Annotated in this window: 12 protein-coding genes and 1 pseudogene; 9 read left to right on the top strand and 4 right to left on the bottom strand. The window is 57.7% G+C overall.

Annotated elements, in window-relative coordinates:
• Positions 1 to 10: 10 nt before the first annotated feature.
• From ACH2DG_RS04475 to ACH2DG_RS04435, 9 genes are all read left to right on the top strand, one after another.
• Positions 11 to 1,483, top strand: coding sequence for an efflux transporter outer membrane subunit (locus tag ACH2DG_RS04475; protein ID WP_395024493.1), 1,473 nt, complete (start codon positions 11 to 13; stop codon positions 1,481 to 1,483).
• Positions 1,484 to 1,895: 412 nt separating this feature from the next.
• Positions 1,896 to 3,059, top strand: a complete 1,164-nt coding sequence (locus tag ACH2DG_RS04470; RefSeq protein WP_395024492.1) for a catalase family protein — start codon at positions 1,896 to 1,898, stop codon at positions 3,057 to 3,059.
• 53 nt (positions 3,060 to 3,112) lie between these two features.
• Complete coding sequence (locus ACH2DG_RS04465) at positions 3,113 to 3,655, top strand: hypothetical protein (protein WP_395024491.1); 543 nt, start codon at positions 3,113 to 3,115, stop codon at positions 3,653 to 3,655.
• A 2-nt stretch (positions 3,656 to 3,657) separates the two neighbouring features.
• Complete coding sequence (locus ACH2DG_RS04460) at positions 3,658 to 4,974, top strand: Dyp-type peroxidase (RefSeq protein ID WP_395024490.1); 1,317 nt, start codon at positions 3,658 to 3,660, stop codon at positions 4,972 to 4,974.
• A 31-nt stretch (positions 4,975 to 5,005) separates the two neighbouring features.
• Complete coding sequence (locus ACH2DG_RS04455) at positions 5,006 to 5,749, top strand: MIP/aquaporin family protein (RefSeq protein ID WP_395024489.1); 744 nt, start codon at positions 5,006 to 5,008, stop codon at positions 5,747 to 5,749.
• A 147-nt stretch (positions 5,750 to 5,896) separates the two neighbouring features.
• On the top strand, positions 5,897 to 6,529 hold the full coding sequence (locus ACH2DG_RS04450; RefSeq protein ID WP_395024712.1) for a paraquat-inducible protein A: 633 nt from the start codon (positions 5,897 to 5,899) through the stop codon (positions 6,527 to 6,529).
• Positions 6,526 to 7,215 carry a paraquat-inducible protein A gene (locus tag ACH2DG_RS04445; protein WP_395024488.1) on the top strand — a complete coding sequence of 230 codons (690 nt, stop codon included), beginning with the start codon at positions 6,526 to 6,528 and terminating at the stop codon, positions 7,213 to 7,215. The genes ACH2DG_RS04450 and ACH2DG_RS04445 overlap by 4 nt, the downstream gene beginning before the upstream one ends.
• On the top strand, positions 7,212 to 8,834 hold the full coding sequence (locus ACH2DG_RS04440) for an intermembrane transport protein PqiB (protein WP_395024487.1): 1,623 nt from the start codon (positions 7,212 to 7,214) through the stop codon (positions 8,832 to 8,834). The genes ACH2DG_RS04445 and ACH2DG_RS04440 overlap by 4 nt, the downstream gene beginning before the upstream one ends.
• The gene (locus tag ACH2DG_RS04435; protein WP_395024486.1) at positions 8,831 to 9,439 is read left to right on the top strand and encodes a membrane integrity-associated transporter subunit PqiC; all 609 of its coding nucleotides are present in this window, start codon (positions 8,831 to 8,833) and stop codon (positions 9,437 to 9,439) included. The genes ACH2DG_RS04440 and ACH2DG_RS04435 overlap by 4 nt, the downstream gene beginning before the upstream one ends.
• Before the next feature lie 150 nt (positions 9,440 to 9,589).
• On the opposite strand, the pseudogene ACH2DG_RS04430 reads toward ACH2DG_RS04435, so the two are convergent.
• From ACH2DG_RS04430 to ACH2DG_RS04415, 4 genes and pseudogenes are all read right to left on the bottom strand, one after another.
• Positions 9,590 to 9,765 (bottom strand): annotated as a pseudogene (locus ACH2DG_RS04430) (transposase); the annotation flags it as partial.
• Positions 9,766 to 9,856: 91 nt separating this feature from the next.
• Complete coding sequence (locus ACH2DG_RS04425; RefSeq protein ID WP_395024711.1) at positions 9,857 to 10,942, bottom strand: sterol desaturase family protein; 1,086 nt, start codon at positions 10,940 to 10,942, stop codon at positions 9,857 to 9,859.
• Between the two features lie 163 nt (positions 10,943 to 11,105).
• Entirely contained in the window at positions 11,106 to 12,272 is a 1,167-nt protein-coding gene (locus tag ACH2DG_RS04420; RefSeq protein ID WP_395024485.1) for a sensor histidine kinase, read from the bottom strand.
• Complete coding sequence (locus ACH2DG_RS04415) at positions 12,257 to 12,982, bottom strand: response regulator (protein ID WP_395024484.1); 726 nt, start codon at positions 12,980 to 12,982, stop codon at positions 12,257 to 12,259. Before ACH2DG_RS04415 ends, ACH2DG_RS04420 begins: the two co-directional genes overlap by 16 nt.
• Between the last annotated feature and the right edge of the window lie 49 nt (positions 12,983 to 13,031).

Raw genomic sequence — 13,031 nt, 5'->3', positions numbered from 1 at the left:
CGAGTTGGGCATGACCACAGACCTTCGCAATTCTTCCACCATGAGAGTCCTTGCATTCGCTGCTGCAGCGATGGTGCTTACCTCCTGTGCATGGCGCCAGCAGGACTCGGGACCTCGGGCAATGCTGCAGGCCCAGGATGTTCAACTGGCATCCCAGATTCATCTGGCAAGTGACGGCTGGCCTCAAGCCAGGTGGTGGACCAAGTACCACGATTTAGGCCTGGATGAGCTGATTGACAAGGCCTTGGATGGTGCCCCTTCGGTGGAGGTTGCACGCGCGAGGCTGGAACAGGCAAGAGCAGGAGTTCAACAGGCGCAGGCAATGACCTCCATGAGCATTGCTGGCACGGCGCAAGCCAGCTACCGTTGGTCCAGCAGTCAAGGGGACGTCAATCTGGGGCTGCCCGTTCCCGGACTCGACGACATTGGCTATGAAACCGGCACCAGGACTGGCAGTGTGTATTCCGCAGGCCTCATCGGACGCTACTCGTTTGATTTCTGGGGCCTGGAGGCCTCAGCGGTGCGGGCATCCATAGGGGCGGAAAACGCCCAGCTTGCACAGAGCGCCGCCGTTGAACTGGAGCTCGCCACGGGCATCGCCTCCGCCTACTTCAGCCTGCAGGCGACATATGCAAAACTGAAACTGCTGCAGGAGGTGAAAGACATTCTGAACGAAGCGGTGAGTGCAAACCGGAGCCGAAAGATGAATGGTCTTGCCACCCAGACCATGATCGCAGACAGCGAGGCCAGACTGCAGCAGATCGAGAGAACCATCGCGCTACTCGATACACAGTCCCAGGTCGTGCAGGAAACGCTGAGGGCATTGGCAGGAATCCCCGCAAGCCGCTCCCTTAACCTCATAGCCAAGCCGCTGCCAATGACAACCCCGGCTCTGCCACGCGACCTATCCTACGACCTCCTCTCGCGCCGCCCTGACCTGGTAGCCCTACGCTGGTATGTTCAGGCATCATTCGATCAGATCGATGTCGCCAAGGCAGCCTTCTACCCCAGCTTCGACATCAAGGCATTTCTGGGCATCAACCACATTGATCTTCACAATATCGCGAGTTCTACCAACCGACAGTTTTTGCTGCTGCCTGGCCTGACCTTGCCCATTTTTGACGGCGGCCGCCTCAATGCCAATTTGAAAAAGAGCAGAACGGCCAGCGATGTTCTGATTACCCAATACAACCAAGCCGTACTCAATGCAGTACGAGAAGTTGCCTCGGCAGCGACCCAGATACAAGGCCTGGAACAGCAGGCATCCATAGACGCCAGGCAAATTCAAAACCGGCAAGTACTGGTGGCAGATGCGACCGCTCGGCTACAACGCGGGAAAATCTCGCGAACCGAAACCCGGCAGGCACGCATTCCGCTTATCAATGAAAAAATTCAACAAGTGGAAACGCAATCCGCCTACCTGACAACCGACATTGCCTTGATCAAAGCCTTGGGCGGTGGATACGCGATGGACAAGCCATAGCCACAGCGCAGCTGCCGCAATCTCTGCCTTGCAGAACTATCGCCCATGCAGTAGCGGCCACGTATCTCCCAACCACGGGTGCAGGGCCTAGCCGGACTCAGAACGGAACCTCGTCGCAGGAGCCCGGGCGTTCCTGATGAATGAAGCAGCATGGCATGGTCAGCCGCCTCATGCACGGATAACGCAGGCATCATCTTTTCAGAAGCCGCTCAACACTTGAACCTCCCAAGCTTTCAACATTGCGTTGAGTTCTGATTCAATTTGTTTCAAATCAACAAATATTTTTCAATAGATAAATACTAAATAGTATTGATGCAAGTCAATCAATAGTGCAAATTTATACCGCGCTGCTACGGAATTGTGACGCGATAGGTATTCGCGTTACGAACAGTACAGCGCTCAAGATCACACCATGCATGTGGTGTACACCCACGACGGAGAAGCCATCGAGGAGAACAACATGGCGCTTAAGTTTGTTCCGTACACGCCCGAAGTAGAGGCCACCGACCCTGACTTCGAGACAAGCCTCCAAACCATCATCAAAAAGACCGAGGAATTCATCGCTGCCTCGAAAACCACCGAGGGCACGGGCCGAGCGGTTCGGGATGCCCACGCTCAAGGCTACGGAATGGTGAAGGGCGAAGTGGAAATACTGGGGAACCTGCCCCCGGAATACGCACAGGGCATCTACGCCCGACCGGGAAGACATGAGGCAGTAATTCGCTTCTCCAATGGTGCGCCGCATGCTGGCGCCGATGCCACACTCAGCACCGCAACCGGTCTTGCATTGAAAATCTTTGATATCGACGGCCCCACACTTCTGGAGGATGAACCCGACACGAAAACCTTCGACTACGCCTGCATCAATGCACCGACCTTTTTCTGCAACACGGTCGAACACTACCTGTTTATTCAGGAGCTATTCATTGACGCGCCAAAGTACTTTTCGCAAGGAAAGGTGGGAGCGCATCGATTCTTCAAGGAATGGGTCACCGGAAAAGGGAGGCTCCCGGACGACCAATGGGCGTGGGATGAGTTTCTGGCGTTCCTGAAAACCGTCTCCAACCCACCCATCAACCTGTTGCTGTCCACCTATTGGACGATGGGGTCTGTCAGGCATGGCAACTATGTCGCCAAAGTGCGCTTTGCTCCGGTACAGGCCTATGCGGACAAAGTCACAAGGCGTTCCTTGGATTTGAAGTCTGCGCGCGAAGTCTATCGACCGGCCTTGGTTGCGGAGCTACAGGAACACGGCCACGAATTCGATATTCAGGTTCAACTCTGTGTGGATCTGGATCGCATGCCGGTGGAAGACTTGACGGTCGAATGGCCTGAGGCGCTGTCTCCCTATGTGACGGTGGCCAAGCTCAGAATTCCAAGACAGGATATTTCCAGCGCGGAAAACCTGGACAAGATGGACGCGCTGTCCTTCTCTCCCTGGAGAGTCACTGCAGAGCATGCCCCGTTAGGGAACATGCAGCGAACGCGCAAGGAGGTCTATCGACGCGCCTCGATTCTGCGTCACAAGCTCAACGACCAAAAGCGCGAAGAGCCCAAGAGTGCGTCCAGCATCTGATCATCGTCTTTCACACCTTCGTTTCTTTATCGTGCCCAGCACAGAGGTGCCCCATGTCCCTGGAAAACTACACCCCTATTTCTTCGTCAGTCTCCGCTGACGAAATTGAGAAGGTTCACCAACCCGTTCGCGTACAGACCGATGGCGTGGGCTTGCGCGTCGGCAATATTGCCGAATTCACGCTGGTCGCACCAGTCAGACCCGGCGGTGCCGAGATTTTCTATGAGCGCGCAGTCAAGGCCCAGATCGAAGCCGCCTACTGGGAAGGAAAGCTGGGCACCGTATACAACCTGCGTGTCTGCCTGATCAACAACGACACGCAGATCCTGTTTGCGGCAGCGTACAGCGATGAATTCAAACCGTACGTTGTAGATGTGATCAAGTTTGCGACCCCCTGGATCGATCACATGTTCATGGATGTGGCCGACGGCTATCCGGGCCTGGCTTCACCTGATGCACTGCCCTATATCGAGAAATACCAGGTGCAGGCCAGCGTCTGGTACGCGTCCAATGATGAATCCACGGTGCGCGATGTGACACGTGCGACCAAGGTCTCCAGGATCTTTGGCCAATTGCTGGATGCTGCGCAGAGCTGAACATGGCCAGCGCAAATGCCGAGATCACCCTGGAGCTCGAAGACATCCAGGGCACCATTCTGCGGCGCCGCCCGGACAAGTACCACGGCGCCTACATCCTCTACCGCGTTGACGACGTCGCGGCCGCCAAGGCATCCTTGCGCCAGGTGCTGCCCCACGTCACCAGCGCGAGCGACTGGGGAGTGCCCAGACCCTTCACACTGAACATCGTATTCACGCATGAAGGACTGCTGGCCATGGGCGTTCCTGCAGAGGACCTGTCGCACTTCCCCGACGAATTTTGTGCTGGCATGGCTGCGCGAAAGCAGGTTTTGGGCGACTACGGCGCCAGCGATCCCTCGGCATGGATCGCTCCTTTCGGATCCGGGCAAGTACACATCGGGGTGATGATCTCCAGCAAGACGGAGGCTGAACTCAAGGAGCCATTGCAGATTGCACATGGCATGAGCGGAGTCACCGTGGTCTATCACCTGGATGTCGGTGTACCTCCGACGGGCCGTGAGCACTTCGGGTATCGGGACGGAATCAACGACCCGCTTGTGATCGGCAGCGGCCAGGTTCCTCACCCCGGGCAAGACAGTATTCTGCCCGGAGAGTTCCTGCTGGGTTACCCCAACGAATCCGGAGGCATAACCCCCCTGCCCGGCCCCCAGGCATTGACACGCAACGGCAGCTTCCTGGCATTTCGCCAACTGCATACAGATGTGGCGGCCTTTCGCCGTTTCCTCCGCTCCAATGCGCGCTCAAAGGAGGATGAAGAATTGGTTGCCGCCAAGATCGTCGGGCGCTGGAGAAGTGGCGCGCCACTGATGCTCGCGCCGGAGAAAGATGATCCAGACCTGGCAGCGGATCCGCAGCGCAATGACAATTTCGTCTATGCATCCGATCCCAAAGGCCTGATTTGCCCTCTGGGTTCGCACATACGCCGAACCAATCCGCGAGACGGGCTGGCGGATTCAATTGTCAACCCGCGTATCCATCGTGTGCTGCGGCGCGGTGCGGCATATGGGCCGGTACTTCCCGAAGATGCCATGGATGACGACGGCGTGGAGCGTGGCATCGTTTTCATCTTCATGGGCGCCAGCATTGCGCAGCAGTTCGAGTTCGTTCAGCAGGTCTGGATCAACAATGGTGACTTCGTCGGGCTGGGTGAAGAAAAGGATGCACTGGTCGGCAACAACGACGGCACAGGCACCTACACCATCCCGGACAAGCCGATCCGCAGACGCCTGAGCGGCCTGCCCGCATTCGTTACCGTTCGAGGTGGCGAGTACTGCTTCCTGCCCGGCATGCAGGCTCTGGCCTGGATAGCCAGATGATGCAGGCGCCATAGCAAACCGGGAGAAATCCATGACTCCATTTGCGGCAGAGCTGATTGGAACCTCGCTGGTGCTGCTCATTGGCACCAGCGTGAATGCCAACGTCAGTCTGAAGGGAACCTTTGGCCACGAAGGAGGATGGATGGTCGGCGCCACAGGCTGGGCTCTGGCTGTGTTCGTTGGCGTGGTCGTAGCCGGCCCCATTAGCGGCGCACACCTGAATCCTGCAGTCACCATTGGTCTGGCTTCGGCCGGCAAATTTCCATGGAGCCAGGTACCGATGTTTGTGCTTGCCCAGATGGTCGGGGCCACGCTGGGATCGATCATCACATGGAGCATGTACAAAGACCACTTTGATGCCACGCGCGAGCAACCCGAGACAATTCTCGGCGTTTTCTGCACCGCCCCTGCCATCAAGCACTATCCGCGCAATTTCATCAGTGAGGCCATCGGTGCATTTGTTCTCGTCTATGTGATCTTTCACTTTCAGGGGGCCGAAGTATCGATCTATTCGAAACAAGCCACTACCCCAATTGGCATGGGCTCGCTGGGTGCGATTCCTGTGGCATTTCTTGTGTGGGGATTGGGGCTGTCCCTCGGTGGCGCCACAGGCAACGCCATCAGTCCTGCGCGAGATATGGGGCCGCGATTCGCCCATACTGTTTTGCCCATCAAAGGCAAAGGCGGGAGCAACTGGTCGTACTCACCGGTCCCGGTGTTTGGCTCCATTGCCGGCGCGGTCGCTGCAGCCATGCTGTACCTGCACATGGGTTGATCGGCCCAGGATCATCGAACAGGGAGATCCCATTGAATGGCCTCTGCAAATGGCAGCCAAAGACCCGAGTTGATGCAGGAAATGGTGTTAAAAGAGTGGTCTGAGATTACAAATCCACTATCAAGAAGAACCTGGACAGGGAAGCTGATGACGGAGGCTCAAGATATTCTGGTATGTACCGGCTGCGATGCAGTCTATGGGCGTACCCCACTGCAACCGCAGGAGGTGGCGCGATGCACCCGTTGCGGGACGGAACTCGAGCGCCATCCTGGCCAATTGCGCCAGAAGATCCTTCCACTGACCCTCGCCGGATTGATCATGTTCTTGATCGCCAATTTCTTTCCCATCGTCGAGATCCAGTTTCGCGGCCTGCGTAGTGAGACGACCTTGCTCGGAGCGGTGTCGATGCTGTACGCCGAAGGGATGTCGCTGGTCGCATTTCTGGTGCTTTTGACCACCTTGTTGTTTCCGGTTGCGCAACTGCTCATCCTTGCGTATCTTCTGGCGTTCCTGTCCCTTGATCGCCATCCACAAGGCTTTGTGGCCTTGGTGCGTCTACTTCAGTCGCTGAGGCCCTGGGGCATGGTGGAGGTCTTTCTCCTCGGAATCGTGGTGGCCCTTGTCAAGCTCTATAGCCTGGCGAACGTCGTGCTGGGCCCGGCCTTGCTTGCATTTGCGGTTCTCACCGTTTTGCTGACGGTCGTCCTTTCTTTCAATCCCGGTGAGTTTTGGCAACTCGCCACTCTACGGTCCAAAGATTCGAAGGCGGCCCGTCCATGAGAACGCAAGCCACCACTTCGGTGGATGAGAACACTGGTGCATTTACCGCCTCCCATCAGGGACTGTGGCCGTGTCTGCAGTGCGGCTGTGTTTGGCAGGATGCGCAAGAGGGAGAACCATGTGCACGGTGCGGTGCACACCTGCATCGGCGCAAGCCGCAGAGCCTGGCTCTGACCTGGGCATTTTTGCTTGCCGCCTGCATTCTTTACGTGCCCGCCAACTTGCTGCCAGTAATGATCACGCGCACGATCTTTGGGGTGCAGCAAGACACCATCATGGGCGGCGTGATGTTGTTTTGGGTATCCGGCTCCTACGCGCTGGCTGCCGTCATTTTCATAGCCAGTTTTCTGGTTCCCTTGTTCAAGCTGGTGGCCTTGTTCATTCTTCTGGTCACGACACAAACGCACAGTCGCTGGCGGCGCAAAGAGCGAGCGGCGCTCTATCACATCGTCGAGTTCATTGGCCGCTGGTCGATGCTGGATGTCTTTGTGGTCTCGCTGCTCACCGGGCTGGTCCAGATCCGTGGGTTCGCGCAAATCACTGCGGGCTTGGGAATTGCCGCTTTTGCGGGAGTTGTCGTGCTAACCATGCTGGCCTCCCTCAGCTTTGATCCGCGCCTGATGTGGGATGACGCTCCATTGGAGCCTGAGCCAAGAACAAGTACAACTGAATCAAAAGCCCTATGAGCGACAAGCAACCACCTACTGCCCCCTCCGTGTCGGCAAGCCATATTGAACGACAGCGCAGCTGGCTTCCTTCATTGATCTGGCTGATCCCCATCGTTGCAGCACTGATCGGCATCACCTTGCTGATACGCATGGTGCAGGACCGGGGTCCTGAAATCATCCTCACCTTCAAGACGGCGGAAGGGCTGGAAGCGGGAAAAACCGCGGTGAAGTACAAGGACGTGCAAGTCGGCCTTGTGACACACATCCGGCTGGCGCACGACCAGTCTCATGTGCGCGCGCTGGTTCAGTTGGACAAGAACGCCAAGGCCTTTCTTTCCGAAGACAGCCGTTTCTGGGTGGTTCGCCCTCGGCTGGATGTATCAGGCGTCTCTGGCCTGGGCACGCTTCTGTCCGGTGCGTATATCGGCGCCGATCCAGGCGTGGCTGAAGAAACCACGGACGAATTCATTGGCCTGGAAGCCCCTCCCCCCATTACTCGCGGTACCGATGGCCGCCAGTTCCGTCTCACCACGGCAGATCTGGGATCACTCGACATTGGCTCTCCCGTCTACTATCGCCGCATCATGGTTGGGCAGGTGACGACATACGAGCTCAACAAGGATGGCAGCGGTGTCAGTCTGCAGGTATTTGTCAATGCGCCCTATGACAGGTTCGTGGGTACGAATACACGCTTCTGGCACGCCAGCGGTGTCGAGGCGCAGTTGAGCGCCAGCGGTTTTACCGTCCGAACCCAGTCTCTGGCGACGGCCTTGCTCGGCGGCGTTGCCTTTGGCGCCCCAGATGATGCAGCCGGAGCTATTGCAGACGCGAACGCCAGCTTCACCCTGTCTCCCGATCAGGCCACCGCATTCAAGATGCCTGACGGACCTTCCCAACTGGTTCTGATGCATTTCAGTCAGTCCCTCAGGGGCTTGGCGCCCGGGGCGCCGATTGACTTCATGGGCATCGAAATCGGCGAGGTCAAATCCATCAGCGTCGAATATGACAAGGTAGCAGGCAAGTTCCGGATGCCCGTACTGGCACGCATCTACCCCGATCGCCTGCAAGGAAAAGCGGGGTCCAAGGAATCCAGCCAGGACGCTGATCGGCTGCGATTCCTGAGCCAGAAGGGTTTGCGCGCGGAGTTGCGCAGCGGCAACCTGCTGACAGGGCAACTCTATATTGCGCTGAACTTCTTCCCCAAGGCAGAAAGCGTCAAGATCAATCTTCACGATTCGCCCATCGAGCTGCCAACCATGCCGAGATCGCTTGATGAATTGCAGACCCAGTTGCAGGAAATCGTGGGCAAACTCAACAAGGTTCCCTACAGCGAGATCGCCGCTGACCTTCGAAAGACGCTCAATACACTCAACAAGACCCTCTCCAGCGCGGATCAGACGATGCGAAGAGTGGACTCGGACGTGGTTCCGGAACTCAGTGCAGCCCTGCAGGATGCACGCAAGGCCGTCAACAACGCGGACCGTGCTTTGGCTACGGACGCGCCTTTGCAGCAGGACATGCGCCAGGTGCTTCAGGAGCTGACTCGCGCGGCTACCTCTGTTCGAATCTTGACGGACTACCTTGCAGATCGCCCTGATTCCCTGCTGCGCGGAAAGCCAAAGGACCCTACACCATGAAGAACATCCTCGCCGCCACTGCGATCGCATCCCTTCTCATGGGTTGCGCAAACAACAGTTCGCGGACTCATTTCTATACATTGGCCCCCCAGGCAACGGCATCTGTTGCGGTGACAGCCCCAGGCGACCAGCCGCTGGCCATCGAACTGGCGCCGGTTGCCGTACCGGAGCGCCTGGCCCGCCCTCAACTGGTGGTGCGCGAAGGCAATGGTTCAGCAAGCGCGCAGCTTTTGATCCTGGAGCAACATCGCTGGGCTGCTTCATTTGAAAATGAACTGCGCGACGCACTCTCCTCAGGTATTGCATCCCGTCTGGGGGCCACCGATCAATCAAGAACCTCAAGCGCAAGCATTCCTGCGACCTATCGCATTTCCGTCCAGCTGAGGCAATTTGACGCTGTAAGCGCCCAACGCGTGGATGCTGCTTTCAGCTGGACACTTCGGCATGTGAAGGGCCAGCGAGCCATGTCCCGTGAACTTGCCTTGAGCGAGCCCGTGTCCGGAGACAGTGTGGACGCCCTGGCCCAAGCCACGCAGAAACTCGTACAGCACATGGCGGATGCGATTGCACAGAGCATTCGCGATGCGCAAAGGGACGCAAGGTGACCATTCATTTCCAGCGGGCCGTGTATCTTCTGTGCTGCGATACCATGACCGGCGTGCAAGGCCAGACGCTTGAAGCAATTCATCTTGGTCTACACCAGAGACCTTCGGTGGTAGCCGTTCCATCTTTTCCAGATAGCCCGCCCCAACCTACTGGATGGCTGCATCTGAGAACTTCTGGCAACGCCCACGCTTGCCCGTGGGCGGGGCTAGCCACTGCATGCCCCTATCTGGCCAGATGGTCAGGTCCCCTCGCGCCTTCAACGCGGCGTTGTACGCCTTCCAGTTGTTGTGCGGTATTAGCGCCGACTCCAGCTAGTCCCACTCATCTCCCCTGCCAACGCTAGCTGAGGACGGCATTTGTGCAACAACGCCTACGTCTTCCAGTTCATTGTGCGAGCCTATCCCGACCCCAGCCATTCAGTCTTTTGGCGAGCTCATCCCACCTGATTCACGGATTTTTGCAACAACGCCTTTATTGGGTGCAATAGAGTCATGAATAGGTTGGTAGTCAGAATCAAACGAAACATCACCCATTCGCCATCCCGCCCTGCATGTTACTGCGCCCCAGAACCGCCGGGTGCTGTGCCACTGCATACTAACTACACCGCGCTCATTGTCGGCATCCACCTGCGGGTCACTCACTCCCGTCTCGCGCAAAGACTCACAGTGGTAGAGCGCAGTGCCAAAAAGCTGATCCCACCAAGGCAGCACCTGGCCAAAGTTGCAGTTATGGCGTTCCGGGCGCTCAGGATCACGCAGCATATGGTGGTTGCGGTGAAAGCGCGGACCAACAAACAACCGCTCGCCAAGGCGGCCTACCCATCCCAGACGCAGTGCCACATTGGCGTGCGAGAAGTTCTGCACTAATTCACTCAAGAGGGAAAGCCATGCGAACTCAGACACTTCCACCCCCATGACAAGCCCAACGCTGGCGAGGATGATGGACTGCAGCATGCCGTCCACATAATTGCTCCGGTCGTTGCTCCAGCAGCTCATCTGGCGCTGGCTGTGGTGCATGCTGTGCATTGCCCACCACCACGGAACCGCGTGCTGTGCGCGATGCATCCAGTAATACACACAGTCGTAGACCAGGTAGTACACCACAAACAGCGCGTAAGGGTGATCGGCAAACCATGGAACCCAGGCTTTGAGACCGTTCACCTCGTCCGAAGCAGGTCCGCCGCCAAGCAGGTGAGCGACAGGCATCAGCACGATGAAGCTAAACAGGGGGAAAAGGCCCAGCAGCATCAGCAGGGTGAAATTACGATCCACCGTGGTGTGGCGACGATTTTCCCAACGCTCGGCAGGAACGAGACTCTCGAGCGGCCGCATCACGCACGCAATCAAGAAGAGCTGCAGCGCGGCGATGAGGATTGCCTGTGAAACTTCCCGTGGGTCCCCCAAGGACTGCGCCATACCCAGTACATTTGCAGCCGGCACCACCACGTTGGCAGACATGCTGCTGGTCGCCATATCCCACTGCGCACTCAGAAAATCAAGCATCGAATTCATGGCGAGCGGACTCCTGGGATGACTTTGAGTGTCGATGAATCTGCATTCGGAGAAAAGCACAGAAGACGCTGGCACCAGTTGGCCTTGATTTCCAAGCACTTCTCATCTCAAATCCAGTATTGAAAGGCATTCCCAGCCATATTGGTAGAACCGTTCAGGCGCGTGCGAACCGCAGCGTGAAACGAGCACCGCCGCGCGGCGAGACATCGGCTGTGACATTTCCGCCCTGTGCTTCGGTCAACACACGAACTATGGACAGGCCCAGACCCGAACCTTCTCGGCGCCGCTTGCCGGGCGCCAGAGCAAAGCGCTGAAATGGGTGGGCCAGCAACTCCTTGGGCAGGCCCGGGCCTGCATCGCAGATGCTCATCTCGACCCAGCTGTCCCCCCGCTCATCCATCACCGGGCACACACTCACTCCAAGCCAGTGGCCGCTGGCCCCATAGCGCAAGGCATTGCTTACGAGATTGGAGATGATCTGCCGCATGCGCACTGGGTCGGCGCGGATGTCCCCCGCGGCATCTTCGGCGTTCAATACCAGCTCCAGCGCCATTCCAGCCGCTTGTAATTGCGGCTGCAGTTGGGCCAAGGTATCCGCCACGAGCAGACCAAGGTTCAACCGCTCGTGCTCCAGCGACAGTTGATCTGCTTCTGCCATCGAGAGCGTATGCAGGTCATCTACCAGGCGGCCCAGATGTTCGGTTTGCAACAGCAGCGTCTGCAACTCGGCATCATCCACGCGGATCACCCCATCACACAATGCATGCAGTCGCGCCTTGAGCACGGTGATCGGGGTGCGCAGCTCGTGGGAGATGGAGGCTGCCGTCGCGAGTCTTTCGTCCTCCAGATCGCGCAGCGAGTCGATCATCTTGTTGAAAGTCTGTACCACTTCCCCCATTTCGCCATGGGCGCCATCGGCGACGGCCCGCGCGGAGAAGTCGCCCTGCTCCACACGTTGCGCCACCTCCACGATCGAAGCAAGAGGCCGTGTGACATACCGGGATACCCAAAAACCCACTGCCAGCCCGAAAGGCAGGCAAACAATCACGCCAATGAGCAGGGAGAGCTGCTCGCCGAAAAAAATGTCTCCACGCCAATACTGACCATAGATCTGCATGGCCCTTGGGCTGTCGTCCAGATCACGCGCAACCAGATCATCCAGTTCCTCGCGCACAGCCTCGGGAAGCGCATGGTAGAACTGGTAGTACTGCAGACTTGAAAAAGCCCAGGTGGACGCCGACAGCAACGCCATTGTGCTCAGCACTGTGGCGGCAATCCACAGGCCAAAGCGCACCCAGATGCGATTCAGGCTTCGGGCCATAGCCGGTAGCCAATACCGCGGACGGTTTCAATCAGGCTCTCCTGCCCTGCCAACTGCAGTTTACGCCGCAATTTGGACAGGTGCGAGTCGATCACCCTCTCGAGGGCATCACTCTCAGGAAGACAATTATCAATCAGGTGAGAGCGCGAAAAGCATCGCTTGGGCTGAGACGCCAGCAACGAGAGCAAGCGAAACTCAGTCAAGGTCAGCGACAATGGCTTGGGGCGTCCCTTGCTGTCATACACCACAGCGATGTGGTCCTGCTCGTTGATCTCCAGGGCGCCCACACGAATGGGTGCTGCGCCCCGGGGCTCACCACGCGGCTGGCTGCGCCGCAATACGGCACGCACACGAGCGACGACCTCAGCAGGATTGAACGGTTTGACCACATAGTCATCCGCACCCAAGCGCAACGCAACCAGCTTATCGACATCGTCGGCAAGTGCCGTGACCATGATGACCGGGGTCTGTCCTTGGTCACGAATAGAGCGCAGCACATCGATGCCGTCCACATGGGGCAGATGAATGTCAAGCAACACAAGGTCCGGCTGAAACTGACGGAACAATTGCACGGCTTCATTCCCGTCTTGCGCCAACTGAACACGCAGGCCATCACGCTCCAGATAGGCCGCAAGAATGGTGGAAATGCCCGGCTCGTCCTCGACGACCAGCACCAGTGGCACTGAAACGGAATCATGGATCAATTTCATGGCAGACGGTCTGTATGCATACAGCATCACATCCAGCGAACGCTGGGAA

This window comes from Comamonas odontotermitis, assembly GCF_040396735.1.
Lineage (GTDB): Bacteria > Pseudomonadota > Gammaproteobacteria > Burkholderiales > Burkholderiaceae_C > Comamonas > Comamonas odontotermitis_C.
Note: the sequence above shows the minus strand (reverse complement) of the source record. Positions and strands in the feature narration are given on the sequence as shown.

Bases quoted from the DNA above. Each gene is read 5' to 3' on its own strand.
- ACH2DG_RS04475 (WP_395024493.1), top strand. From the start codon at position 11: ATGACCACAGACCTTCGCAATTCTTCCACCATGAGAGTCCTTGCATTC.
- ACH2DG_RS04470 (WP_395024492.1), top strand. From the start codon at position 1,896: ATGCATGTGGTGTACACCCACGACGGAGAAGCCATCGAGGAGAACAAC.
- ACH2DG_RS04465 (WP_395024491.1), top strand. From the start codon at position 3,113: ATGTCCCTGGAAAACTACACCCCTATTTCTTCGTCAGTCTCCGCTGAC.
- ACH2DG_RS04460 (WP_395024490.1), top strand. From the start codon at position 3,658: ATGGCCAGCGCAAATGCCGAGATCACCCTGGAGCTCGAAGACATCCAG.
- ACH2DG_RS04455 (WP_395024489.1), top strand. From the start codon at position 5,006: ATGACTCCATTTGCGGCAGAGCTGATTGGAACCTCGCTGGTGCTGCTC.
- ACH2DG_RS04450 (WP_395024712.1), top strand. From the start codon at position 5,897: ATGACGGAGGCTCAAGATATTCTGGTATGTACCGGCTGCGATGCAGTC.
- ACH2DG_RS04445 (WP_395024488.1), top strand. From the start codon at position 6,526: ATGAGAACGCAAGCCACCACTTCGGTGGATGAGAACACTGGTGCATTT.
- ACH2DG_RS04440 (WP_395024487.1), top strand. From the start codon at position 7,212: ATGAGCGACAAGCAACCACCTACTGCCCCCTCCGTGTCGGCAAGCCAT.
- ACH2DG_RS04435 (WP_395024486.1), top strand. From the start codon at position 8,831: ATGAAGAACATCCTCGCCGCCACTGCGATCGCATCCCTTCTCATGGGT.
- ACH2DG_RS04425 (WP_395024711.1), bottom strand. From the start codon at position 10,942: ATGCTTGATTTTCTGAGTGCGCAGTGGGATATGGCGACCAGCAGCATG.
- ACH2DG_RS04420 (WP_395024485.1), bottom strand. From the start codon at position 12,272: ATGGCCCGAAGCCTGAATCGCATCTGGGTGCGCTTTGGCCTGTGGATT.
- ACH2DG_RS04415 (WP_395024484.1), bottom strand. From the start codon at position 12,982: ATGAAATTGATCCATGATTCCGTTTCAGTGCCACTGGTGCTGGTCGTC.